Raw genomic sequence first — 25,462 nt, forward strand, 5'->3', positions numbered from 1 at the left:
TAGCATCTCTCGAAATAATCGAAAAATGCTATTCAATGTACGAAAGACAACCACCCCTATAAAGCTATCCTGCCCGGTTGTCGTTGACCAGCAGCAAATATTCTTCTCTGCCACTGTGAATCAATACCTGCATCACAGATCGGTTCAGGTCTACATCAATATACCGATCGGCCTCAATATCCTTGGCATCCCACTGATTGAGACGGATGATGTAGCCGATCCGCCGCACATGAGGAGCCACTTGAATACGCGCTACTGCGCGACCGTCATCCAATTCACTCAATTCTACATGTCCGTCCCGGCATCCGGTGCCCCATACCCACACATTCCAACCGGAATATTGTCGATCCGCACGCTCGTAAATCAACTCAATGGTGCGATACAACGCCGCTTCTTCGTAATGACCTGCGATTTCTTGGTCTGTTCCCTCATCCGAACCTTCCAATCCGTTCTCCGCCAGCTCGTTAGTCTGATCCTGTCCGGTCAAAAAGGATGGCTGAGCGGGTTCCTCCTGATCATACAGTACCATCATCGACCAGCGCGAAACGGTCACACGATGGCCTGCTACTTCATACCGTATCTCATTTCCAGCCCCGTGAGCATCCACAACGACATGCCAGCGATCCGATTCCGCAGGCAGCAGTATCGTCTGCTCCGTATCCGAGCCGTTATAAATCACCACAATATGATTCCAGGCATCGCCGTTAGCATGGTGCCTCAATGCAAAAGCTACCACATGCCCGCTGCTGTGCAGCACTTCCATATGCTGCTCCACCAGCTCCCGGTGATCCATCCGGAATGCCGGATGACTGTGCCGTAAAGCGATTAACCCCTGATAGTAATCAAATACGGGACGAAATCTCGCCTTGTTCTCCCAGCGAATAGCATTCACCACATCCACACTACGGTAGCTATTATGGTTTCCATATTTGGAACGCAACAGTTCATCACCTGCATGGATAAAGGGAATGCCCTGGGAGGTCAGCACCATGCCGTTTGCCAGCAAGGATTTGCGTACGGTTTCATTCTCCAGTAAGTCATGCTCATTCACTTCCCGGTACGGGTCTGCTTCCGCCACGGCTTGTTCGGCCGCTCTCCCATCCTGCGGCTGACCCTGCTCCCATTGAGGAAAACCGCAGCGTTCCCGCAAATGTCGCACCGTCAAAATTTTATCCCACAGATTGAGATTATCGTGAGCCGTGACATAATTGACCGTTTCCGAAGGTTGGGCTGTAAAATCATGAATAGCTCCAAAAACACCTTTAAGCACCAGTTCCTCCTGATCCCATGCCCCCGTGGCAAAGCCACTTGCGGTACCATCACTGTCACCCTTAATAGCAGAACGATAGTTGTCATTGAAGACGGCAAAGCCTTTGTCCCGTTGTGTTCCTTTTAACGTCAGCAGAGGCTGCGGGGATTCTCCCCCCGTCCAAGGCTCTCCATAGATAAGCAGATCAGGACGAACCTCAGAGCGAAGCTCCTGTGTAAGCTGCTCTACAGTCGGCGTATCTATCAGTCCCATCAGATCAAAACGGAAGCCGTCTATATGATATTCCTCTGCCCAATAGCGCAGCGAATCCTTGATATACTTGCGAACCATCGGGCGTTCGCTTGCCACCTCATTACCCACACCCGAGCCGTTGGAAAGCTGCCCATGCTCATCCGTACGGTAATAGTAACCCGGTACAACAGGGTCGAACGGCCCTTTTTCCACCGAGAAAGTATGGTTGTACACGACGTCCATAATGACACCGATGCCAGCAGTATGCAGGGATTGCACCAGCAGCTTCAACTCCCGTATACGTGCCTCCGGGTCAGCCGGATTGGAAGAATAAGATCCCTCCGGCACATTATAGTGCTGCGGATCATAGCCCCAGTTATATTCCTTGCCCTGTTCTGCAAAATCATTCACCGTATGGAAGTCAGCCACCGGAAGCAGATGAACATGTGTAATGCCCAGCTCCAGCAAATGATCCAGTCCGATGCTGTTGCCTGCCGTATCTTTTAGTCCCGTATACGTAAAGGCTGTAAACCGTCCCTGGGCGGCAGACAGGTCTTTTTCTCCAGTATTAAAATGTGTACCCATTGAAAAATCACGCACATGAAGCTCATATATAATGGCATCCGTAGCCCGAACAAGTGTGGGGCCGGCATCCTCTTTCCATCCATCCGGATGGGTTTGAGCCAAATCAACGATTGCCGTACGCTGTCCATTGGCTGATACCGCTGTCGCATAAGGGTCGGCTGCATAATGAAGTGTGCGGTCTGCCCATTCCAGCCTGTACATGTAATAATACTTGTTCCAGTCGCCTTCCAGCTCTACGGACCATACACCACGCTCATCACGGCTCATCGGAAATTCCCGGCCACCGCTATGGTCCTGAACGTTACCTTCCTGGTCGTACAATCCAGCGTTGTCATACATCGCTACATGGACCTGCTTCGCAGTCGGTGCCCATACTTTAAACATGCTGCCCGCAGGAGTATAAGTAAGACCCAAATCATGGCCTTCATATGTGGGATATGTTGTGTGCTCAAGCTCCTTGAGTTGATTGAAATCAGACATTCCTGTTCACCACCCATTTCTGTACATCGGCTTTCAGCCTCTGTTCATCCATCATTTATGATGTATACGACTTGTCAATATACCTCAGGATTTTGCAAAAATCCTTACCTACTAGGCTATCAAAATAAGACAAGCTTGAAAAGTCGGATGATTTCAAATACGGATGCTGCTTTCATTTCACACGCACACTCCATTTTATGACAAAACCATGAACAGGCTACAGCAGCAGCCCTCCAAGCACCATAAATAATTCCCTTTAACCCTTCACATACACGCTAAAAACGGCCAAAAAATCAGGACAGCCTGCGGTTATCCATCTGAAACAGATCGTCTGCGATCCGCATGGTGGAGCTTCGGTGGGAAACAAGGACAATTGTTTTATCCTGCTGCTGTTCCTTTAACGATTTTAAAATGATCGCTTCGTTCAGGCTGTCCAAATTGCTGGTAGGCTCATCGAGCAGCAGGAGCGGAGCATCATGAACAAAGGCTCTGGCCAGCCCCAGCCGCTGACGTTCACCACCGGACAGCCTGTCCCCTAATTCTCCAACACGGCTGTCATATCCTTGAGGCAAGGTCATAATAAAATCATGTACCGACGCCCTGCGGGCTGCTTCCACAACCTGCTCATGCGTAGCATCAGGTTTTCCAATTTTAATATTGGCCGCAATCGTGTCATCAAACAGGAACGTATCCTGATCCACATAGCTTTGCAGACCTCTCAAATGCTTCGTTCCGATTTCCTTCAAATCATGTCCAGATAGCAAAATCCCGCCCTGCTGTGGGTCCCTGAACCGCATCAACAGCTTGAGCAAGGTGGACTTGCCAGAGCCGCTTTTACCCTGAATACCTGTAATCCGCTTGTGCGGTATCGTGAGACTTACATCATCCAACACCGTCTGACCATCATATGCAAAAGTAACCCTGTCCACCTTCGCCCCGGAAAAAGCAACGCTCATTCCCCCGATATTTTCCTCGACCTCCGGGGTTTCCTCCAGCAGACTCAGCACGCGTTCCCCGCTCGCCAGCGTTTGCAGCAGATTGTTGGACAAATTGCTAAGCGCAACTACCGGGCCAAACGAGCTAAACAGGGCAATGACGGAAACAAGCATCCCTGTAAAGCTGACCTGCCCCTTGGACATGCCATACAATCCAGCCAGCAGCATCAGAAATGAAAAACCCACGACCGCTGCATCCGTTATCGCTCTTGTGATGCCTTCATGATGCTTCAAGCTCTTCTGCTTGGCATCCAATTGATCCGTGCGACGGTTAATCTCCGCGAGCCGTTGTTCTCCGCGCCCGTATTGCACGATTTCTTTCATGCCACGCAGGCTGTCCAGAAAATAACTGCTCAGCTTACCGAAGCTGCTCCGGTATTCCATACCCTGCCGTCTGCCCATACGTGACGTTAACAAGGGAATGAACAGGCCGACTGTTATGTAAGCAAGCGCAGCGAGCCAGCCTAATAGAGGCTCATAAGAACCGATAAAGAATACCATTAGCAGTGAAGTGATGATGCCGATCATAACAGGCGCTATCGTATGTGCATAAAACACTTCCAGTAGCTCGATATCACTCGTAATCAGCGAGATCAGATTCCCTTTGTCCTTGCCTTCGAGCTTAGCTGGCGCCAGTCTGCGCAGGGCTTGAAGCACCTTGTCACGCAGCACAGCCAGCAGCTTGAAGGCGAGGTAATGACCACTCATTTGCTCGCCATAACGGAACACCCCACGCAGTACAGCACAAACCACGATGAGCATGAGCAGGAACGTCATGCTGTAGCCCGTCGTGATGCCCGTTGCTGTAAGCAGGGCAAGGGCTCCATAGACAATAATACCAATAGCACAAGCAAATCCAAGCACTCCTGTAACAATCGTTATGAGTAGCACTGGTAAAAGAGGCCCGGCCAGTACCAGTAATTGGGCCATAATCCGCATTCCGTGTCTACGCATATACAGCACCTCCTTTTACAAACTGCTCTACCTGGTGTTGACTGAGATACATCTCCGCATAATGTCCCTGCTGGCTCAACAGCTCATGATGCGTTCCCGATTCTGCCACCAAGCCGTTTTGCAGCACATAAATACGGTCGGATTGGACAACATTTTCCAGTCTATGCGAGATGAGAATAACGGTTTTGCTGCCTGCCAGCGCATGTATAACCTCCATAATGCCTGCCTCGCTCTCACTATCTATGTTAGAGGTAGCCTCGTCAAAAATGTACACGCTACTATCATGCAGCAGCGCTCTTGCCAGCGCTAGCCGTTGGCGTTGTCCCCCTGACAGGTTCGCTCCCTGCTCCTCCAGCTCTACTTCCAGCCCTCCCTGTGAGAGAATGAAGTCATACAGCTTCACCTGCCGCAACACTTCCAGCATTTGTTCCTCATTCGCGTGCTCATTGCCCATTTTCAAATTAGCTTCGACCGTACCCTTGAAAATATAGCTGTTGAAGCCGATCCAGGTCATATAACGCATACGGCTTTCTTCCGAAATGGCGGCAAGTTCGGTTCCTCCAACGGTCAGACTTCCCCGATAACCCTCGTGATGACCCACGATTAATCCGGCTACCGTGCTTTTACCAGAGCCTGATTCCCCGACAATGGAAATGAAGCTGCCCTGAGGAATATCCATAGATATATTTCGCAGAGTGTCCCTTTCGTCATAGGCAAAGTTCACTTGATCCAGTCGAATATCGGTAGTCTCGATGCTTTTTTTTCCTTGTACTAGCTCCTCTGTACTCAGAATTTGAAATATTTTGTCACTCGCTGCCATCCCGTTCATGGCGATATGAAAGTAAGAGCCCAGCAGGCGCAACGGGATGAAAAACTCCGCCGATAGCAGCACAATAATCAGCGCTCCCGCCAAGCCGATATGACCAGCCGAATATTCGCTCACTGCGACCAGAACACCCGCAGCGGCACCGCCAAATGCGATAAGGTCCATGACTGCCACCGAGTTAAGTTGCATGGTCAGTACTTTCATTGTCATTTTGCGAAAATCCTCAGCCGCTGTGTTCATTTCCTGGTGCTTCTCCTGGTCTGTTCCATATATTTTAAGCGTGGTCAGGCCCTGTACATTTTCCAAAAAGCTGTGACCCAGATTGACATAGCTGCCCCAATATTTTCGAAACAGCTTTTTAGCCATCCTCATAATGACTATAATCGACACCGGAATCAGCGGAACGCAGACCAACAAGATAATGGCAGCCTTGAAGCTGACAAAGGATAATGTGATGAACAATGTTACGGGTGCAAGCAGACTGTAAAATAATTGGGGCATGTATCTGCCAAAATAGGTTTCAAGCTGCTCCACTCCTTCTACAGCAACCTGAATAACCCCCGACGTGGAGGTATGATCCGTATACGCTGGCCCCAGCTTCAGCAGCTTGCCGTAAATTTGCGAGCGCAGCGTTTTTTTGGCATTCACGGAGGCCCGATAGGACAGCATACTGGCTGCATAATTGCACAAGCATCGGACTGCAATGGCAGCAATGACAATGGCCGTCACAGATAGAATCAGCTTACGGGTAACTTGTCCCGCCCATGCCTGCTGCAAAACAAAAGACATGGACAAAACAGCGGCTATACTGCCTAAAAGACCGATCCACTGCACAAGCACACCCAGAACGATATATTTTCGGGAATGCTCCACCAGACCGAGCAGACGGCTGTCGACCATTTTAGACCTTTTCTTCGTGGTATCAGCAAGCTCAGCTACAGATGAGGTTGAGGACGGAGTTTCCGCTGTAGTGCCTCTCACCGTTCCGATCCTGAATATAAAGTAATAATATTTGAAGAGGATGACCAACGCGATAATCACTTTGGCCCACACTGGCGGGGTTAAAATAAAGCCGGTAATGAGCATGGCTGACGCCAATCCCAGAGTGGTGATTTTCGTGGACAGCTTCAACGATCTCGTTTGGACGAAGCTTTCCAGATGCTTATGGTACAAAGAGGTATTCGAAAACCATTGGTGAATCCGTTCAGACCCCCGCATAAAGAAAAAGGCTGCCAGCAGCAAAAACGGCGTAGTCGGCAGCAACGGTACCACCACGCCAATGACTCCAAGCGCCAAAAATAGAAACCCTAAGGTAACATAGATCGGTTTCACTGTAATCCTCCCTAAAAAGATATGATGATGACCCATATGATGGATAATGATAATCATTATCAATATAAACAATTTAGACAGGTTGTTATGTGATGTAAATCACGCATAAAAAAATCCTCTTGAAGCACATCTCTACAGAACACGCTTTTGTGGGTGTTGGTGTAGATGTATTGGCTTCAAGAGGATTATCGAAAATAAGCGCGATATTACGTTGTTTTATGAATTTATAATATCATATTGCTCCAATACCTGCCGATGTAGCGGGTGGTCTGCGGGTATGAATGTATAGCGAGTCAGCGCCACACCCAGTCCTTCGCTGCGGATCACCTGCTGAAGCTCGACTGCCTCAGGGTCCTCCGCAATATCAAATTTACAGGCAGCAGCCATTCCTAGCGCCAGATGATCCGTCGGGATGCCATACTCCTCCGCTTGCAGTGCCGGACGTACAAGACGGTCATTGGGAGACAGCTTCCGTAACGGTGAACGTCCGACCCGAGTGACCTCGTCTGTCAGATTAGGGTTGCGGAAGCGATCCAAAATTTTGGAGATGTACTTCTTATGCTCTCCCTGATCCAAACCGAAGCGCTTCACAAGCACCGCCCCTGTTTCCTCCAGTGCCCCTTGTATCGAATCCACCACCTTGTCATCCTTCATCGCTTCCTGAATGGTAGCATAACCCGCGGCATAACCAAGGTAGGCCGCCACGCAATGTCCCGTATTCACCGTGAACAGCTTGCGTTCAATGTAAGGCTCCAACTCCTGCACGTAAAGGATGCCTTCGATCTCTTTATGGTCAGAAGCCATTTGCGATCGATCCACCACCCACTCGTAAAAAGGCTCTACCTGCACGTGCAACGGGTCCTCATGATGCTGGATCGGCACAATCCGGTCTACAGCAGCATTCGGAAAATACACCGCAGTCTCTGCCTTGGCACGAGTCGCCTCATCCAGTAGCGCAAAAACATGCTCTTTCAGTTGGGCGCTGCCTCCAATTGCATTTTCGCAGGCGATCACATGTAGCGGCGCTGCCCCGCGCTCTACCCGCCTCTTAATTCCCTCTGCAATGCCTGCTGCAATATGCTTGAGGATGCTGACACCCACTGCGGTCGTTACCAAATCAGCGTGGTCTACCGCGTCTGCTACAGCCCCTGCATCTTTGCCGTCAATCGCGGTTACATTCGTGACCATCTCCGTATCCTTGGTATCATTCGCCAACTCTACAGTGTATTGCTTGCGCCGGCGCAACTCGGATACAAGGGTGTCGTTAACATCCGAAAAGACAACCTCATAGCCTGCACGCGACAGAATTAATCCGATAAAGCCGCGACCGATATTTCCTGCTCCAAAGTGGACGGCTCTCATAGTTCCATCTCGCTTTCGAACAGATCCATAATTTCCTGAGGGGTCACCGCGTTGCGAAGTTTCTCCATATTTTCTTCCTCCGCACACACCACAGCGATACTCGTCAAAATCTCCATATGATCGCCGCCTTGTGCTGCGATGCCGATCACCATGTATGCTTTTTCTTCCCCAAAATCTACACCTTGCGGGAACTGAATGATCGAGATGCCTGTCGATTGAATGAACGTCTTGGATTCCTTCGTGCCATGTGGAATAGCCAACCCGTTCCCGATATAGGTAGACACGATCTCCTCACGTTCCAGCATCTTGTCAATGTACTCACCTGTAATATGTCCCGCATCCAGCAGAATTTGTCCAGCCATGCGAATCGCCTCATATTTGTCTTTGGCGGTTGCGTTCATTTTTACTTTGTCTATCGTCATAATGCTCACGGTAGGTTCCTCCCTGTCCCTAATTTACTGTGAAAAAATTCAGCCAGTTCACTCGATATATAATTGGCGATATGCTCACGGCTACCGTGTTTCAGTAGCGTAACCATGTCTTCCCGAAGTAGTAATGCACTAATCTCGCTCAATACCTCCAGGCTTTCTCTCGGCAGCTCGCGAGGTCCCAACATAAGCAACACGCAATCTACCTGTTCGCCTGTATCCGCTAGCAGCGGCTCTGCCAGCTTATACAGCGTTAGCGAAGGCTCGCGAATATAGTGGCTGCGCGTATGAAACAAAGCAATGGAGGTATCAGGGATAACCTGACTCCCCTGGCGCTCTCTTTCCATGAGCTGTGCAGCAATGGTAGTAGGCTCTGTGACGTTCCCCCGCCCCGCCTCCAGCATGCAGATAGCCTGTACGGTAGCGCGCATATCCATCCCCTGATTTTCCAGCGTATACACTTGAAATTGCTGTACAATGTGTACAATTTCCTCAAGACTTTTTCGCAGCCCGGTGAGCCACTCCATGCCCTGACCGGGCTGAACGGCCTGCTCCTGCTGCTGATCATTGGGATCCTTGAGTGTAATATGCTGGATAAAATGTCGCAGACGGTCACTCTCCTCCTGCGTCAGCAGCGGGCTGATCTTGAGATAGCGATCCGGTTCAAGCGGTAGCTCCACCGTCGAAATGATCAGATCATAATCTTCTTTCGGAATCCGCGCCGCCTCGTACCATGAGGCCCTATCCACGATTTTGATCTGTGGCAGCTCCTTGGCGAGCCTTGTTGCCAGTAGCCTGGATGATCCAATGCCGCTCGTGCAGACGACGATGGCCCGCACCTCCCGCCGCAATTGTCGCAGCCGCTCCAGCGAAGCCCCGAAATGCATGACGAGAAATCCGATCTCTTCATCCGGCACTTCCATTTCTGTCATGTCCGCCGCAGCCTTCTTCACCGAGTCGAACAAGCTGCCGTAATCCTTGCGGATTTGCTGGAGCAGGGGATTACGGATGGATCTGCCTTCCTTCAAGCGTTTGAGTACCGGAGCCATATGGGCAATCAGCCCTTCACGCAGAACACGATCCTCTGCCAATGGCGTGTCTGTCTCTTCCTCTACACGACGAATCAACTCATGAACCGACTCCAGCAGTACGAGATCATCCAACGGCAGCAGCCGGGTAGAATGATCCTCGGCATCACGGAACAGCAGTCTGAAATAAGATCGTTCCGGCTCCGGAAAATCAATATCCAGCGCCTCTGACAATTCCGTGCATATGCGTTCCACCATAGCTGTGCGCAGCATGATATTCTCATCCGAATCTGTTTTGGAATACGAGAGACGATGGTCCACAACGTATCCGAGTCGCAGACGTGCCAGCGAAACGCAAATTTGAATCAACAGCTCCATATATTTGCTTTCCACCATGTTTTTCAGCCATTTCTCATGGGGCTGCCAGAGGGCATTTTCCACGGTCAGCAGGTTCTCTCTGCCAATCATCTCCAGCAACTTGTTAGCGACACGTGTCACAGGACGAAGCTCCTCCCGGCTGGAAAACAGATCCGATTCATCCAAATACTCTAGAGCCAGCTCGGAAATCGCCCGTCTTTTGTCCGTCTCCCGGCCTGTAATCTCGACGCCGTACCCGCGTCTGCGCACAAGCACGAGTCCCCGTTCCCCGATCCAGTCTTGCAATTCGTCCAGATCATGACTGACAGTAGTTACCGTGACCTTCAAATCAGCAGCCAGCGCCAGCAGCTTGATCGGCTCCTGTGTATCCAGCAGCATACAGAGAACCACGATCTTTCTTTCCTCAGCCGAATATTCGTCCGACTTCGTATGCATCAATTGCTCCCGCAGACATACAAGCTGATCTGAGTCGGCATCCACATAGATTCCAATCCCTGATTTTTTCTCCAGCTTTACCTCATGAGCCGCTAACCAATGCTCGACTGCACTGAGTTCCCGGTGAACCGTCCTTGTGCTGACATTGATCTTCTCGGCAATTTCCCCGGCAGTTACCTCTTTGGACTGCTCCAGAAGATATTCCACGATGTCACGTTGTCGTTTCGTAATATTCATAAGCGCATACCGTTCCTTCCCAAGCTCATCCCCTCCGCAGAATACCTACTGCACACAGGCGGCCTGACTACTACGGTGGATTAAGAATCGGATTTCAGACGTTCCACCAGCGCTTCGTATTCAGGGCTCTTCAGGAAATTGTCAATGGAAATGTGCTCGGCATTCGGAGCTACCGTTTTAGCCCGGTCTGTCAACGTTTTTTGCGTAATGACAATATCTGTATCCTGCGGAATCTCACTGATTGCCGTGTTCGTTACCGTAACGTCCACACCCGCCTGCTTCATTTTTTTGCGTAAAATCGAGGCGCCCATAGCGCTTGAGCCCATACCTGCATCACAGGAAAAGACGATCTTGTTCACATCTGATTTATCCTTGACCGTTTGAACTTCGGCAATCTTCGCAGCAATATCAGCTTCGCGGTTATCTTCCGTTACAGCGACGTTTTCGCTTGCACCTTTGCTTTGAGTTTTCATATCCTTCATGCGGGATGCCGCTTCCTCAAGCCCCTCTTCTTTTTGCTTACCTGTCTTGAGTAATACAGCAGCCACAGCAAACGATACGACCGCAGCAGCAATCACACCGCTCAGCATTGGCAAATATCCGCCTTTTGGCGTCATCAGGAAATAAGCGATGATACTACCCGGTGATGGTGCTGCAACCAGTCCGGCACCTGTCAGCATGAAACAGAACGTTCCCACCATGCCTCCTGCTATAGCAGCAAGAATCAGAATCGGCTTCATCAAAATATAAGGGAAATAAATTTCATGAATCCCGCCGAAAAAGTGAATGATAACCGCGCCAGGAGCCGACGACCTCGCAGAACCTTTACCAAACAGGCAGTAGGCCAGCAAAATACCGAGCCCCGGTCCAGGGTTGGATTCCAGCATGAACAAAATGGATTTGCCTGTTCTTGAAGCTTCCTCCAGCGCAATCGGACTCAATACTCCGTGGTTCAGCGCGTTGTTTAAAAACAATACTTTTCCGGGCTCAATAATGAGATTGACGAGCGGCAACAGCCCTGCGTTCACGAGGAACTGTACCCCTGCTGACAACACTTGACTGATAATTTGTACAAACGGGCCGATTGCCACATGGGCAAGCAACGCTAAAATCGCCCCGATAATCCCTGCCGAGAAGTTATTGACCAGCATTTCAAAGCCTGATTTAACTTTGCCGTCAATCGCTTTGTCGAATTTCTTCAATATCCATGCAGCCAGCGGACCAGCTACCATCGCGCCGAGGAACATCGGAATGTCCGCCCCGACAATGACACCCATCGTCATAATGGCCCCGATCACACCTCCGCGCTGTCCGTGAATCATCGTGCCACCCGTATAACCGATCAGCAGCGGCAGCAAATAATTTTTCATTGGATCAACCAGTTGTGCAAAACCCTCATTCGGGAACCATCCGGTCGGAATAAAAAGTGCCGTGATCAATCCCCACGCGATAAAGGCCCCCATATTGGGCATAACCATACCACTGAGAAAACGGCCAAAACGCTGTACGGCAACGCGCGCGCCACCGTTTGAATTGGACTTTGCGTCCACTGTGCTCATATTCATATCCTCCTTATAGGTCAGCATTTTGCATCATTCGATTCCCAACGCTCGAAAGTACAATAGATAGACGAACTAAACCGTTTCGATCTATTTATTGCTGATTTGAAATCGCTCTTGGGATTGTTGCAAAATACTCAGGTAAAAGCATCACTACCTTTTCTTAAAATTTATACTAAATGACAACGCTATCTTCATCAACGAAATGAAAACGTACTTTCGTCATGAACGTTGATGACAACATTTAAATTTAAGATAAACAGGCGCGAAATCATTCTGCATAATTCCTCTTAATTTGGTCTGTAACATGAGTATTTAGTCGAAAAACCATCCTGTCATAATTTATGTATGAGATCTATCCTCTAAAAAAGAGAAAAGAACGTAATTACGCTTGCCAAAAAAGACAGCAAAAAATAGCCGCTGTACCAATTCATCGCGACTATTTTTATACAAAATCAAGCGGACAAACGCCGCTATTATTCAGTTATCCAACCTACATTGCCCCATTATTACTCATTGGCAGTCAAGTGCTCGTACTGATCCGCAGACAGCAGTTTGCTTAGTGCTTTCTCTACATCTTCTCCAATCTCCACTTCGATCATCCAGCCTTTTTCATAGGGAGACTCGTTCACCAGCTCAGGCGTACTTTCCAGCGCTTCATTCACCTTCAACACCGTTCCCGTCACCGGAGCGAACAGGTCGGATACTGTCTTTACCGATTCAATAGTACCAATCTCTGCCCCCTGCTCAATCGTTGCTCCTTCCCCAGGCAGCTCCACAAAAACGATATCCCCCAGTTGATGCTGTGCAAAGTCCGTAATACCGATTCGTACCGTTCCATCCTCTGTGCGCTGAACCCATTCATGTTCTTCCGTGTACCACAATTGCTGCTTCACTTCACTCATCCTGCTCCGCCTCGCTTTCATATGGATTACATCGTTTCGCCTTCCCGTCTGTGACAGGTTAAGATTATGACAACAAGAACTCTCATGTCAATAATACTAACAAAAATATTTCACATTTCTCCATATATCGTTCTAACTAAAAATACGGCAGGATATAATAAACGCTTACATATCCTTATTTATGAATAAAATGTTTTATAAAATGATATTGATGACATTTTTGTTGACATTTCGAATAAATTTGCGTATTAATGGGTTATAACAAGTGCTTTTGGAAATACCCGATAACTGTAAACGCGGATGAACGTGGAGGGAGAGACTGCCAAAACTCGCATAGCTGTTGCCGCCTGTAAAACAAGGCAGCAAGCGAGTCGGATCAAGCTATAACCAACCGGCAGGACCGGATGACGTATAGCTGTTCCAGAGGCAGCGCCGAAGGAGTAAACCTGCACCGCAGGTGAATCTCTCAGGCAAAAGGACCTCTGCCGGACGCATCTCTGGAGAGCATTCGCCATACAGGCGGATCACCCAAGGGGAAACCTGGTACGCACCGGGGTAACTCTCAGGTATCAAGGACAGAGCTGAAAAAAAGTGTGTGGACTGCCGTCCATACGTTTTTTTCGGCCTGTCTTTTTTGTTTAGCTGATCACACTGGATAGGAGTGAAAAAATGACTAACTTGCGAAAAACGCCGCTGTATTCCTCCTACGGCACGCTGTCGGGGGTTCGTTGCATTGATTTTGGCGGCTGGGAGCTACCTGTACAGTTCAGTGGCATTCAAAAGGAGCATGAGGCCGTCCGACAACGTGCGGGATTGTTCGATGTATCGCATATGGGTGAATTCTTGGTCGAAGGCCAGGAAGCCGAAGCATTCCTGCAACAGGTGACGACGAACGATGTCAGTCAGTTGGAGCCAGGTCAGGCCCAATACTCGCTCCTGTGTTACCCGGATGGAGGTGTAGTAGACGACTTGCTTGTTTACTGTAAAGGGTCGGAGCGTTACATGCTCGTTGTGAATGCCTCCAATATCGACAAAGATTGGGATTGGCTGCTTCGCCATGCTCCTGCATCCGTTCATCTGGAAAACGTATCAGATGCGGTAGCACTGCTGGCATTGCAAGGACCTGAAGCTGCGCGTATTGCCGCAGCCGTGACAGACACGGACATTACGAAGCTGGCATCCTTCCGATTCAATGAGGATGTGCAATTGTTCGGGGCAAAAGCGCTCGTCTCCCGCACCGGATACACGGGGGAAGACGGCTTTGAATTTTATGTGCCCACGGCGGATGCACCGGCAGTGTGGGACGGATTGCTTCGCATCGGTGAGCCGTATGGTCTGGTTCCCGCCGGACTTGGAGCCAGGGATACGCTGCGCTTCGAGGCGCGGCTACCGCTGTACGGACAGGAGTTGTCCGCTACCATTTCGCCACTGGAAGCTGGTTTAGGTTTCTTCGTCAAGCTGAATAAGGGAGATTTTATCGGCAGAGAGGCCCTGCAACGTCAGAAAGAACAAGGTATTCCACGCAAGCTGATCGGACTGGAAATGCTCGACCGCGGCATCCCGCGTGCCCATTATCCCGTTTTTACGGAAGGACAGCAAATTGGCGAGGTCACAACGGGAACCCAGTCGCCCACCTTAAAGCGTAATCTGGGTTTGGCTCTGGTGGACAGTCGTTTCAGTTCCCTATCCACACCGCTGGAGGTCGAGATTCGTGGCAAGCGCCTGCGCGCCGAGGTGGTAGCAGCGCCCTTTTATAAACGTCCACGCTGATTTAAATGCTCGGCTTACTATAACTATCGTGATCCATTACTAACGCTGCCCAGTTGGCAATCGTTTATTAATCATTTGTTAATCGTTCTACGTTTTTACGATTTTGTTGGTTGAAAGGAGCCAGACCCAATGAAACAACATCGCTATCTTCCCATGACTGAACAGGATCAAGCCGAAATGCTACGCGCGGTCGGCGCATCGTCTATCGACGATCTATTCAGCGATATTCCTGAGGCTATCCGGTATAAAGGGGAGCTTCCTCTGTCTTCTCGGCTAGACGAAAGAGCCTTAACCCGCCACTTATCAGGACTGGCCGGGCAAAATGCCAATACCGACACGCACGCCAGCTTTCTCGGCGCAGGGATTTACGATCATCATATTCCGTCTGTCATCCAGCATATCACTTCGCGCTCGGAATTTTATACGGCCTACACTCCTTATCAGCCGGAGGTAAGCCAGGGCGAGCTGCAAGCCATCTTCGAATTCCAATCGTATATATGCGAATTAACAGGCATGGCTGTAGCCAATGCCAGTATGTATGATGGAGCGACTGCGCTGGCAGAAGCGGGCTCATTGGCCGCCGCTGCCACCCGCCGCAAGCAGCTCATCGTATCGCGGACCGTACATCCGGAGGCACGTCAGGTGTTGGCTGCCTATGCGCGCGGGCTGGATTTGGATATCGTGGAGATCGACTGTGCAGACGGTGTAACCGACGTGAAAGCATTAGCGGCAGCCGTATCGGAACAGACGGCGGCTGTTTTGGTCCAAAGCCCTAATTTTTTCGGGGCCGTGGAAAACCTAAAGCCGATGGCTGACCTGATCCATGCGCACAAGGGGCTTATGGTCGTCAGCGCCAATCCGCTGGCGTTAGGCCTGCTGGAAGCACCCGGCAAGCAGGGCGCGGATATTGTCGTAGGAGACGCGCAGCCGCTTGGCATCTCCTCCTCCCTCGGCGGCCCGACCTGCGGCTACTTTGCCGTTTCTCAGGCTCATATGCGTCGTATCCCCGGCCGTATTGTGGGCCAGACCACAGACCGCAACGGCAAACGCGGCTTCGTGCTGACCTTGCAGGCACGGGAGCAGCATATCCGCCGGGAAAAGGCCACCTCTAATATATGCTCCAATCAGGCGCTGCTCGCTTTATCTGCCTCTGTGTATTTGTCCGTCATGGGTAGACAGGGCATCGCGGAAGTAGCCGAGCTAAACTTGCACAAAAGCCGCTACGCATTGGAGCAATTACTCGGCTTGAAGGGCGTAACCGCCTCTTTTACCGCACCCACCTTTAACGAGTTTGCCCTTCGGTTACCTGAGGGTACGGATATAAATAAACTGCAAGCCGGATTGCTTGCTGCCGGATTTATCGGTGGCTACGATTTAGGGCGGGATTATGAGGAATATGCAGGTCACATACTAATTGCCGTGACAGAGCAACGGACAAAGGAAGAGATCGACCAATTCGTGCACATCTTGGGGGGATTGCTATGACGCATACTACAGGACAAGATCAGGGTACACCGAATCCGGAAGTCGAGTCCAGTCGAAATCAGATGAAAAAGCATGAGCAGGCGCTCATTTTTGAATTGAGCAGACCGGGCCGTATCGCCTATTCCCTGCCTGAATGCGATGTTCCCCGCCGTCCGGTAGCAGAGCTTTTGCCGGATTATGCGCAGCGTAGCGAGCCTGCGGCATTGCCCGAGGTATACGAAGTAGACGTAATTCGACATTATACCGCCCTGTCACGGCGCAATTTTGGCGTGGACAACGGATTTTATCCGCTCGGCTCCTGTACGATGAAATACAACCCCAAGGTAAACGAGGATGTCGCCCGTTATGCAGGCTTCGCCAAAATCCATCCGTACCAGCCGGAGGACAGCATCCAGGGGGCCATGGCGCTGCTCCATACGCTTCAAAACGATCTGGCCGCGTTAACCGGCATGGATGCCGTCACCCTTCAACCCGCCGCGGGCGCCCATGGCGAATGGACCGGGCTGATGATGATCCGCTCCTACCACGAAGCACGTGGTGAGCGGCGTACCAAAGTGCTCGTGCCGGATTCCTCGCACGGAACGAACCCCGCCAGCGCCGCTGTGGCAGGCTTCGAAACGGTCACCCTCCCCTCCACACCGCAGGGGCTGGTGGATCTGGACGCGCTGCGTCAAGCCGTAGGCAACGACACCGCTGCGCTTATGCTGACCAACCCGAACACGCTCGGGCTGTTCGAGAAGCAAATCGCTGACATTGCCGCGATTGTGCATGAAGCAGGTGGCCTGCTCTACTATGACGGCGCGAACTCCAACGCCATTATGGGGATCACCCGCCCCGGGGATATGGGCTTTGACGTGGTGCATCTCAATTTGCACAAAACGATGAGTACCCCACATGGCGGAGGCGGTCCCGGCGCGGGACCTGTGGGGGTAAAGCAGCGGCTCATTCCGTATTTGCCCAAGCCGCTTGTCGTGCGTGATCCACAGGGCACGTACCATTGGGACCGAGAGCAGGGAGATTCCATCGGACGGGTCAAAGCCTTTTACGGCAACTTCGGTATTCTCGTACGTGCCTATGCCTATATCCGCAGCTATGGCCCCGACGGCTTGAAGCGGGTATCCGAATGTGCCGTACTGAATGCCAATTATATGATGCATCGGCTGGCTCCGCATTTTGACATCCCTTATCCAGGCTATTGCAAACACGAATTTGTGATGTCCGGACGGGGCTTAAAGAAATTCGGAGTGCGTACACTTGATGTTGCCAAGCGATTGCTCGATTTCGGCTACCATCCGCCTACGATTTATTTCCCGCTGAATGTAGAGGAATGTATCATGATCGAGCCGACAGAAACGGAAAGCAAGGAGACGCTTGATGCCTTCATTGACACCATGATCCAAATTGCGCGGGAAGCGGAGGAAACGCCTGAATTGGTGCTGAATGCTCCATATACCACTCCAGTCACGCGACTGGACGAAGCAACCGCAGCTCGCAAGCCTATATTGAATTGCTCATGCAGCTAAAAGCAAACTCCAATTTTGGGCATACAAAAAAGCCGGTATCTGTTAGATACCGGCCGCTGTATGTAGACAGCAATTTTTGTTGGAAAAAGATATACCTTGAAAATGTGATACCCTTCCTTAGCCTTCAATGCTTTGAACCAATTCAACAACCTGCTCGGCTGTTTGCATGTCCAAAGCTTTTGCAGCCAGTTTCTCCATGTCCGCGCGGGACAATTTCGAAATTTGACTGCGTGCTGGCAGAATGGAAGTAGCACTCATGCTGAACTCATCGAGTCCCAGACCCAGCAGCAATGGAATTGCTGTTGTATCCCCTGCCATTTCGCCGCACATACCAACCCAACGTCCTTCACGGTGAGCGGCATCAATAACCATTTTCACCAGACGCAGAATGGATGGGTTATATGGTTGATACAAATAAGATACCCGTTCGTTCATGCGATCCGCTGCCATCGTGTACTGAATCAGATCGTTCGTACCGATACTGAAGAAATCAACTTCTTTCGCGAATTGGTCAGCCAATACCGCTGTAGAAGGAATTTCTACCATGATGCCCAACTGAATTTCTTCAGATACGGCTACACCCTCGGCTACCAGCTTTTCCTTTTCCTCCAGCAACACAGCTTTGGATTCACGGAATTCGTTCAGCGTAGCAATCATCGGGAACATGACCCGCAGGTTACCATGTACACTTGCCCGCAGCAAAGCACGCAATTGAGTACGGAAAATGTCCTGACGGTCCAGACACAGACGAATAGCACGGAATCCGAGGAACGGATTCATTTCCTTCGGCAGATCCAGATAAGGAAGCTCTTTGTCGCCACCGATGTCCAACGTGCGGACTACAACTGGTTTGCCTTCCATTCTTTCCAGAACGGTTTTGTATGCTGTGTACTGTACTTCTTCGGATGGAAGCTTATCGCGTCCCATGTACAAGAATTCAGTACGATACAGGCCGACGCCTTCGCCACCGTTATCCAGTACACCAGCTACATCGTTAGGCGTACCGATATTGGCTGCCAGTTCGACATGAACACCATCGACGGAAACCGTAGCTTCGCCGCGCAGCTTCCGCCACTCTTCGCGTTGCTTGTCGTATGCCACCTGTTTAGCCCGGTATTCAGCAACGATCTCTTCGGAAGGGTTCACGAATACGTGACCATCCAGACCGTCGACGATAATCAAATCGCCGCTTTTAGCTTGGGACAGTATATTTTTAGTTCCTACAACCGCAGGAATTTCAAGTGAACGAGCCATAATAGCCGAGTGCGAAGTACGTCCGCCGATGTTGGTTGCAAAACCTTTAACAAATTCGCGATTCAGCTGAGCTGTGTCGGAAGGTGTCAAATCTTCTGCAAGTACAATCGTTTCTTCGGCAATTTCTGCAGGACTGACAAAATGAACACCAAGCAGGTGATTCAGGATCCGCTTGGTTACATCACGCATGTCCGATGCGCGTTCTTGCAAATAAGCACTTTTCATGTTTTCGAACATGGAAATAAACTGTGAAGCTACTTCGTTCAGAGCATAGTCAGCATTAAGCTGCTCGTCTCTGATCTTAGCTTTAACTGGATCGATCAGTTCAGGATCATTCAGGATCAACAGGTGAGAAGCAAAAATTTCTGCTTTTTTCTCGCCCAGCTCCTGTAAAGTTTTCTCCTTAATCGCTTCCAATTCGGTTTGAGATTCTACTAAAGCCGCATCCAATCTTGCAATTTCAGCTTCAGCATCACCAACCGCGCGTCTCTCTACAGCGTATTTCGGATGCTCCAAGATAAACGCCCGGGCAATGGCGATGCCTGCCGAAGCGGCAATCCCGGAAATTTTAAGCATGAATTTCGCCCAGCCCTTCGTTAACGATTACATTTTCAAGAGCTTTCAGAGCGTCAGCAGCTTCAGCGCCTTCACAGATGATGTTGATGGTATCGCCTTGTTCCAGACCGAGAGACAATACACCCAGAATGGATTTCAAAGTTACTTTTTTACCGTTAGCTTCGGCAAAAGATTCAGCACCGCTGAATTTGTTAGCTGTATTTACCAGCGCTGTTGCAGGACGTGCATGGATACCGTCTTCATCTGTAATTCTAAAAGTTGTTTGCATAATTGTTCCTCCCACTTTCCTAATGGATAATATTTGTTTACACGCAGTATACGTGTAGTGAAACCGGGTCGATGTGAGGCGACCTAAGCCGCCTCATCACGAATCCGAAACACATAGAGTTTATTTTATCGTAATTATACCATCTTCGCCAGCCTTCAATACTCCAGTTTTGTTTAAAGTTACCGAAGAGCCTTCTGGAAGGTTGGTAAAAATGACTGGTGAGATGATGGATTTTGCGTTAAGCTTCACGTATTCCAGGTCTACTTTCATAATAGGCTGACCGGCTGACACAAGATCGCCTTCGTTCACCAAAACGTCAAATCCTTGGCCTTTAAGCTTTACTGTGTTCACCCCGATATGAACAAGCACTTCTTTACCGCCATCAGATTGGATACCAATGGCATGCTTGCTTGGGAATACATTGAATACTTTACCATATACAGGTGACACAATCGTTCCATCATTTGGCACGACAGCAAAACCGTCTCCTGTCATACGTTCTGCAAATACCGGATCGGGAACAGTCGAAATATCAACCAATTCTCCGTTAACAGGCATCACGATATCTTCAACGATGATGGTCTGTTTTTGTTCACCAGCTTCCTTCTCTTCTTGCGGAGCAGGTTGAGCCGGGGCCGGAGCAGGTGTACGTCCCGCCATGATATCAGCCATTTGCGTTTTAATCGTATCGGAGCGTGTACCGAAAATGGCTTGTACGTTGTTGCCGACTTCGAGTACACCCGCTGCGCCAAGCTGTTTTAGACGAGCCTTGTCAACGTTGGACTTCTCGTTAACTTCAATACGAAGACGTGTGATACAAGCATCCAAATGCTTGATATTGGACGCCCCGCCGAAAGCTGCCAAAATATTGCCTGGAAGCTCGTCTGTGGTACCGACTGCGGCTCCTTCAACATTTTCTGTAGCTTCTTCACGCCCTGGTGTTTTCAGGTTAAACTTCCGTATGATGAATCGGAATCCGAAGTAATAAATAACCGCCAAAATCAGACCGACGATGATGACGTACCACCAAGACGTACGATTCGGAATAATCCCGAAGATCAGGAAGTCGATAAATCCACCGGAGAAGGTCATACCGATTTTAACATTCAAAATTTGCATGGTCATAAACGACAGCCCTGCAAACACAGCATGCACCGCGAACAGCAGTGGAGCTACGAACAGGAAGGAAAATTCCAGTGGCTCCGTAATCCCTGTCAAGAACGAGGTCAAAGCTGCTGAACCCATAATACCTGCTACATATTTTTTGTGTTCCGGTCTTGCTTCATGATACATTGCAAGCGCTGCGGCTGGCAAACCGAACATCATGAACGGGAATTTACCCACTTGGAACGTACTTGCTGTCAATGTAACTCCATCACGAAGCTGGTTAAAGAAGATTTGCTGGTCACCATGAATCGTTTGACCTGCCTTGTTCACATACTCGCCGAACTCAAACCAGAACGGTGAATACCAAATGTGATGCAATCCGAAAGGAATAAGTGAGCGTTCAATGACCCCAAAAATGAAAGCGGCCAGTGTCGGGTTGGAATCAACCATGAAGTGAGACACGACGTTCAGTCCAGATTGTACGGGAGGCCATACAATGACCAGCAATAGTCCAATCAACAACGAAGATACTGCTGTTACAATCGGAACGAAGCGCTTACCTGCGAAAAAGCCCAGATACGAAGGAAGCTCGATTTTGAAAAAGCGATTGTACATGGCCGCGGCCAGTATACCGATGATAATCCCGCCGAACACCCCGGTTTGCAGCGTTGGAATCCCCAGCACGTTCGCATAGCCCGGGATTTTTTGAGCAATCAGACCCGGTGTAACACCTACAGCTGTACCCAATGTAATATTCATGACGAGGTAACCGATGATCGCAGCCAAACCTGCTACACCTTCACCGCCTGCCAGACCGACGGCTACGCCGACTGCAAACAACAGTGCCAGATTATCAAAAACAATTTGTCCGGCATTCATCATGATCGTCGCTACCGATTGAACCCAGCCCGCATTTAATGCCGGAATGTACTGGAGAAAATCGGGATTGACCAGCATGTTGCCGATTCCCAATAATAGTCCCGCAGCCGGCAAAATGGCTACAGGAAGCATTAAAGCTTTGCCGACACGCTGTAAAACACCGAAAAGCTTTTTAAACATACATTCCACTTCCTTCTCTGAAAATTAGAATACAGAGGCAAAACAACAAAAAAGGCATGAGCCGAATTAAGTATGTTTGAACACAACCTTGGGATATAGCTTACCCCGGTAGGCTGTAAACAATCATAATTTAAAACAACTCATGCCTGATCGAATCAGTAACACGTTAGATATTCATTTGTTGTCTTGCTTATTACAAAATTTATTATAGCATTCTGCCAAAAGTGAGGCAATACTTTTTTCGATTCTAGCTGTTCTAACGTTGCTCTCCCTGCTCTTTACGTTGGGACAACCGCTGTAAATGCATCGTCAAATAGCTGACCTCAGCCGGATATACGGATTTGCGAAGCCTTTTCTCCATAATCTTCGTAAGCTTCCAGGCTAACATATACATTTCCGGATACTCTTCATTCAACAGCTTGTCCAATCGGTAAATCTCCTGCACAATCTCTCCCCGACGTACACGTTCAATCGCAAACCTCAGATGAGTCAGCAGACGTGAGTAATCCAGGGATTGGAGAGGAATGCGATATTCCAGCGTAGTCTCTACTACCTGTACCATATCAGCAATCAATCGGGAATCCTTCCTGACCTCGGAAATATGCTGATTCGTCATGGCACTGTAAATATGCAAGGCTACGAATCCGATTTCATCTTCTCCCAGATCCACACCCATCTTGTCCTTGATCAAAGAGACTGCCTGTTCAGCCATCTTGTATTCCTGAGGGTATATTTCTCTCGTTTCATACAAAAACGGATTATGGATCGTAATGCCCTGTTTCTGACGATTAATGGAAAAGGCGATGTGATCGGTTAAAGCAATCAATATGTGCTCATTCAGAGGCTTCTTCGCTTGAAGCTGAACATGGTGAAGCACCTCACCAATGACCTCAATGAGCTTTTCATCCAGCTTGGGAAGCAATCGCTTGTATTGCTCCTGCTCCTCATGGCTTTTTAATATAAATAATTTTTCAACTGAATCCAACGGTATAAGATCGCCGTTTTTGCGATTGAAACCGATTCCTTTTCCAATCACAACAACCTCATCATGCTCGGGATGCATCCCGATAATCACATTGTTATTCAGCGCTTTCGCCACTTGTAGGCTGCTCACATCCGCACCTCTTTTTATCTGAACCTTGATCCTAAGAATTAGAGCATGAAGCTCAGAGGAATCCACGTTAAAGTACCAAATATTCCGCTAAAGGTCAATAAAAAGAAAACGCTTTTCATCACAATAACCGGGAAAACCTGTGATGAAAAGCATTCTTTCTGTTAAGGGGTATCCGCTCCTGAAAGCCCTGCGGCTATTCTTTATCCCGCGGCGCAACCTCAACCGGGGCATGAATGTGCAGCTTTTCCGTTTCACCGGAGGACGGTACGGAGTGAAGGCCCTTTTTCCCCGTGGTCAGCCCCTTAATTAACTGCTCCACATCAATACCAGACACACTCTTGAGCATCTCTGGAGCCGTAGCCATTAGCTCTGTGACATAATTGCTGACACGCGCTGCTCCTTCTCCCTTGCCTGTATCCACAACCGTTAATTTATCAATGGACGCAATCGGCTCGGCAATCCGGCCGGCCAGCTCAGGCAGCATTTTCACGATAATATCGAGTACGGCTGCCTCGCCAAATTTCTGGAACGCCTCCGCCAGCTTTTCCTTGGCCTCGGCCTCCGCCAGACCACGTAAACGGATGACATCAGCATCCGCCGTACCTTTGGCGCGTTCCGCATCCGCTTCTGCTTGCCCATTCAGCCGTTTTTGTTCAGCTGACGCTTTAGCCTGTGTCTCAATCGAGTATTGCAGCGATTCCGCCTCACGCATCTTACGCGATTTATCCGCCTCCGCGGCTTGTTCTACCGCATACCGATCCGCTTCCGCCTTCTTCTTCACTTCCGCATCATATTGCTTTTCACGCACCTGAATTTCCTTGGTTTGAAGATCAATTTCGCGCTCCTTGCGCACCAGCTCGACCTTCATCTGCTCCTCGACGGCAGTCTGCTTGGCACGAGCCTCCTGAATGTGATAAGCCTGATCGGCTTCCGCCTTGGCTGTATCCTGCTCCTTCTTAAACGAAGCCACTTTCAGTTCCTTCTCCTTGGCTGCCTCGGCAATGTTTGTATCACGCAACAGTTCAGCCTTCTGCCCTTCCTGCTCCGCACGCGCCTTTTGAATCCGGGCATCCCGAACCGCCTCGGCTTCGGCAATTTCCGCATCCCGTTTCACAGCGGCAATTCTCGGCTTACCAAGCGCCTCCAGATATCCGTGCTTATCACGCACATCCTTAATCGTGAACGAGACAATTTGCAGCCCCATCTTTTTCAGATCGCGAGCCGCCACGCCCTGTACTTCCTGCGCAAACCGATCCCGATTACGATATACTTCCTCCACCGTCATCGAGCCGAGGATCGCACGCAAATGGCCCTCCAGCACTTCCTGAGCTTCTCCTCTAAGGGCCTCCAGCGGCTTCCCGATGAACTGCTCCGCTGCTGTTGCTACATCCTCAATGGAGCTACCGACCTTGATGATCGCCACACCGTCCGCAATCACGGGAACTCCTTGCTCCGTATACACTTCTGGTGTTGTTACATCCAGCTTGTGGGACAATAAAGAAATAAATTCGGACTGCTGAAAAATAGGCCATATAAAGGCGCCACCGCCGCGCACAATTTTGATTTTGCGACCGGAATCATCCTCGGAAATATTTTTATTTCCCAAAAATGAACCCGTCACGATCATCCCTTCATCCGGTCCTACCGTTTTGTAACGGGCCCAAAAGGCGATCCCTAATATGACGATAACGATGACGACAATCCCCGGGACCAACACAATATCCTGCAAACTTGACACTCCCGTTCACGCTCCCTTCAAGTTAAGCGAATGCGCCGTCTATGTGTCCAGATACGCTACGCGGACGACACCCTCTGCGACCTCAACCACGACGATACGGGTTCCCGCAGCCAGCGGTTTGTGATCAAAGCTCGATGCTGTATGTATGGTGTTGCCTGCACCCAAGCGGATCATAACCTCCCCGTAACCAACCTCAGGTACTGGAACGGTGACCTCACCGATTCTGCCAGTCAGCTCACGCATCGAGAAGCCGCTGGATACCTCAGAGTTCGCCATTGGCTTGATAAACGCAAAAAACACAAGCACTCCGATCACAAACGCAATCGCAAGGGCAAGCAGAACAACCCGGCTCATGCTCAACCCGGTATATTTCGTCAGCAACACACCCGCCCCGCCAAAAGCGGTCATCGCTCCAAGTAAAACGACGGGTCTGAACCAATCGAGGCCAGGCAGCTCCAATCCATCCAGCCAACCACCAAGTACATCCCCGATCAACACACTGACCACGGTAAAGATAGCTCCCCCTGCCAATAACCACCAAAATATAGTTTCCATGCGGCTCC

The 25,462-nt window shown here is 49.9% G+C and carries 17 protein-coding genes and 2 riboswitches; of the genes, 3 read left to right on the forward strand and 14 right to left on the reverse strand.

The genetic code is table 11. The features are described 5' to 3' along the window. Positions 1-64: 64 nt before the first annotated feature. The 8 genes from pulA to gcvH all read right to left on the reverse strand — a co-directional run bounded on the left by pulA (position 65) and on the right by gcvH (position 13,005). Complete coding sequence (gene pulA / locus QD47_RS22045; RefSeq protein WP_044648144.1) at positions 65-2,566, reverse strand: type I pullulanase; 2,502 nt, start codon at positions 2,564-2,566, stop codon at positions 65-67. Between the two features lie 293 nt (positions 2,567-2,859). Then, positions 2,860-4,515 carry an amino acid ABC transporter ATP-binding/permease protein gene (locus tag QD47_RS22050; protein ID WP_044648145.1) on the reverse strand — a complete coding sequence of 552 codons (1,656 nt, stop codon included), beginning with the start codon at positions 4,513-4,515 and terminating at the stop codon, positions 2,860-2,862. Then, a complete protein-coding gene (locus QD47_RS22055) occupies positions 4,508-6,673 on the reverse strand; it encodes a DUF454 family protein (RefSeq protein ID WP_082067270.1) in 2,166 nt (721 codons plus the stop codon). The genes QD47_RS22050 and QD47_RS22055 overlap by 8 nt, the downstream gene beginning before the upstream one ends. Before the next feature lie 216 nt (positions 6,674-6,889). Beyond that, complete coding sequence (locus QD47_RS22060; protein WP_044648146.1) at positions 6,890-8,035, reverse strand: mannitol-1-phosphate 5-dehydrogenase; 1,146 nt, start codon at positions 8,033-8,035, stop codon at positions 6,890-6,892. After that, positions 8,032-8,466 carry a PTS sugar transporter subunit IIA gene (locus QD47_RS22065; protein ID WP_044648147.1) on the reverse strand — a complete coding sequence of 145 codons (435 nt, stop codon included), beginning with the start codon at positions 8,464-8,466 and terminating at the stop codon, positions 8,032-8,034. Before QD47_RS22065 ends, QD47_RS22060 begins: the two co-directional genes overlap by 4 nt. Beyond that, the gene (locus QD47_RS22070; protein WP_044648148.1) at positions 8,463-10,541 is read right to left on the reverse strand and encodes a BglG family transcription antiterminator; all 2,079 of its coding nucleotides are present in this window, start codon (positions 10,539-10,541) and stop codon (positions 8,463-8,465) included. The genes QD47_RS22065 and QD47_RS22070 overlap by 4 nt, the downstream gene beginning before the upstream one ends. Before the next feature lie 80 nt (positions 10,542-10,621). Further along, the gene (locus tag QD47_RS22075) at positions 10,622-12,100 is read right to left on the reverse strand and encodes a PTS mannitol transporter subunit IICB (protein ID WP_044648149.1); all 1,479 of its coding nucleotides are present in this window, start codon (positions 12,098-12,100) and stop codon (positions 10,622-10,624) included. A 509-nt stretch (positions 12,101-12,609) separates the two neighbouring features. After that, positions 12,610-13,005, reverse strand: a complete 396-nt coding sequence (gene gcvH, locus QD47_RS22080; RefSeq protein ID WP_044648150.1) for a glycine cleavage system protein GcvH — start codon at positions 13,003-13,005, stop codon at positions 12,610-12,612. A 300-nt stretch (positions 13,006-13,305) separates the two neighbouring features. Beyond that, positions 13,306-13,497: riboswitch (glycine riboswitch) on the forward strand. Then, positions 13,498-13,594, forward strand: a riboswitch (glycine riboswitch). A gap of 80 nt (positions 13,595-13,674) precedes the next feature. Between gcvH and gcvT the strand changes: the two genes are divergently transcribed. The 3 genes from gcvT to gcvPB all read left to right on the forward strand — a co-directional run bounded on the left by gcvT (position 13,675) and on the right by gcvPB (position 17,783). Next, complete coding sequence (gcvT, locus tag QD47_RS22085; protein ID WP_044648151.1) at positions 13,675-14,775, forward strand: glycine cleavage system aminomethyltransferase GcvT; 1,101 nt, start codon at positions 13,675-13,677, stop codon at positions 14,773-14,775. Positions 14,776-14,904: 129 nt separating this feature from the next. Beyond that, positions 14,905-16,260: an aminomethyl-transferring glycine dehydrogenase subunit GcvPA gene (gene gcvPA, locus QD47_RS22090; RefSeq protein ID WP_044648152.1), complete on the forward strand. Its 1,356-nt coding sequence runs from the start codon at positions 14,905-14,907 to the stop codon at positions 16,258-16,260. Beyond that, on the forward strand, positions 16,257-17,783 hold the full coding sequence (gene gcvPB / locus QD47_RS22095) for an aminomethyl-transferring glycine dehydrogenase subunit GcvPB (protein WP_412177992.1): 1,527 nt from the start codon (positions 16,257-16,259) through the stop codon (positions 17,781-17,783). The genes gcvPA and gcvPB overlap by 4 nt, the downstream gene beginning before the upstream one ends. Before the next feature lie 117 nt (positions 17,784-17,900). Here the strand turns inward: gcvPB and ptsP are convergent, their stop codons facing one another. The 6 genes from ptsP to QD47_RS22125 form a co-directional block, all read right to left on the reverse strand. Beyond that, positions 17,901-19,613, reverse strand: a complete 1,713-nt coding sequence (gene ptsP / locus QD47_RS22100; protein ID WP_044648153.1) for a phosphoenolpyruvate--protein phosphotransferase — start codon at positions 19,611-19,613, stop codon at positions 17,901-17,903. Further along, positions 19,606-19,881, reverse strand: a complete 276-nt coding sequence (locus QD47_RS22105; protein WP_014282905.1) for an HPr family phosphocarrier protein — start codon at positions 19,879-19,881, stop codon at positions 19,606-19,608. The genes ptsP and QD47_RS22105 overlap by 8 nt, the downstream gene beginning before the upstream one ends. Before the next feature lie 120 nt (positions 19,882-20,001). Further along, the gene (gene ptsG, locus QD47_RS22110) at positions 20,002-22,047 is read right to left on the reverse strand and encodes a glucose-specific PTS transporter subunit IIBC (RefSeq protein ID WP_044648154.1); all 2,046 of its coding nucleotides are present in this window, start codon (positions 22,045-22,047) and stop codon (positions 20,002-20,004) included. Between the two features lie 256 nt (positions 22,048-22,303). Next, on the reverse strand, positions 22,304-23,161 hold the full coding sequence (glcT, locus tag QD47_RS22115; RefSeq protein WP_044648155.1) for a glucose PTS transporter transcription antiterminator GlcT: 858 nt from the start codon (positions 23,159-23,161) through the stop codon (positions 22,304-22,306). A gap of 193 nt (positions 23,162-23,354) precedes the next feature. Next, a complete protein-coding gene (locus QD47_RS22120) occupies positions 23,355-24,890 on the reverse strand; it encodes a flotillin family protein (RefSeq protein WP_044648156.1) in 1,536 nt (511 codons plus the stop codon). A gap of 48 nt (positions 24,891-24,938) precedes the next feature. Continuing rightward, on the reverse strand, positions 24,939-25,454 hold the full coding sequence (locus QD47_RS22125; RefSeq protein ID WP_044648157.1) for an NfeD family protein: 516 nt from the start codon (positions 25,452-25,454) through the stop codon (positions 24,939-24,941). Between the last annotated feature and the right edge of the window lie 8 nt (positions 25,455-25,462).

It is taken from the genome of Paenibacillus terrae, assembly GCF_000943545.1.
GTDB lineage: Bacteria > Bacillota > Bacilli > Paenibacillales > Paenibacillaceae > Paenibacillus > Paenibacillus terrae_A.

What these genes read in the sequence shown, in the direction of transcription:
- pulA (WP_044648144.1), bottom strand. Translation starts at nt 2,566, where the DNA reads ATGTCTGATTTCAATCAACTCAAGGAGCTTGAGCACACAACATATCCC.
- QD47_RS22050 (WP_044648145.1), bottom strand. Translation starts at nt 4,515, where the DNA reads ATGCGTAGACACGGAATGCGGATTATGGCCCAATTACTGGTACTGGCC.
- QD47_RS22060 (WP_044648146.1), bottom strand. Translation starts at nt 8,035, where the DNA reads ATGAGAGCCGTCCACTTTGGAGCAGGAAATATCGGTCGCGGCTTTATC.
- QD47_RS22070 (WP_044648148.1), bottom strand. Translation starts at nt 10,541, where the DNA reads ATGAATATTACGAAACGACAACGTGACATCGTGGAATATCTTCTGGAG.
- QD47_RS22075 (WP_044648149.1), bottom strand. Translation starts at nt 12,100, where the DNA reads ATGAGCACAGTGGACGCAAAGTCCAATTCAAACGGTGGCGCGCGCGTT.
- gcvH (WP_044648150.1), bottom strand. Translation starts at nt 13,005, where the DNA reads ATGAGTGAAGTGAAGCAGCAATTGTGGTACACGGAAGAACATGAATGG.
- gcvT (WP_044648151.1), top strand. Translation starts at nt 13,675, where the DNA reads ATGACTAACTTGCGAAAAACGCCGCTGTATTCCTCCTACGGCACGCTG.
- gcvPA (WP_044648152.1), top strand. Translation starts at nt 14,905, where the DNA reads ATGAAACAACATCGCTATCTTCCCATGACTGAACAGGATCAAGCCGAA.
- gcvPB (WP_412177992.1), top strand. Translation starts at nt 16,257, where the DNA reads ATGACGCATACTACAGGACAAGATCAGGGTACACCGAATCCGGAAGTC.
- ptsP (WP_044648153.1), bottom strand. Translation starts at nt 19,613, where the DNA reads ATGCTTAAAATTTCCGGGATTGCCGCTTCGGCAGGCATCGCCATTGCC.
- QD47_RS22105 (WP_014282905.1), bottom strand. Translation starts at nt 19,881, where the DNA reads ATGCAAACAACTTTTAGAATTACAGATGAAGACGGTATCCATGCACGT.
- ptsG (WP_044648154.1), bottom strand. Translation starts at nt 22,047, where the DNA reads ATGTTTAAAAAGCTTTTCGGTGTTTTACAGCGTGTCGGCAAAGCTTTA.
- QD47_RS22125 (WP_044648157.1), bottom strand. Translation starts at nt 25,454, where the DNA reads ATGGAAACTATATTTTGGTGGTTATTGGCAGGGGGAGCTATCTTTACC.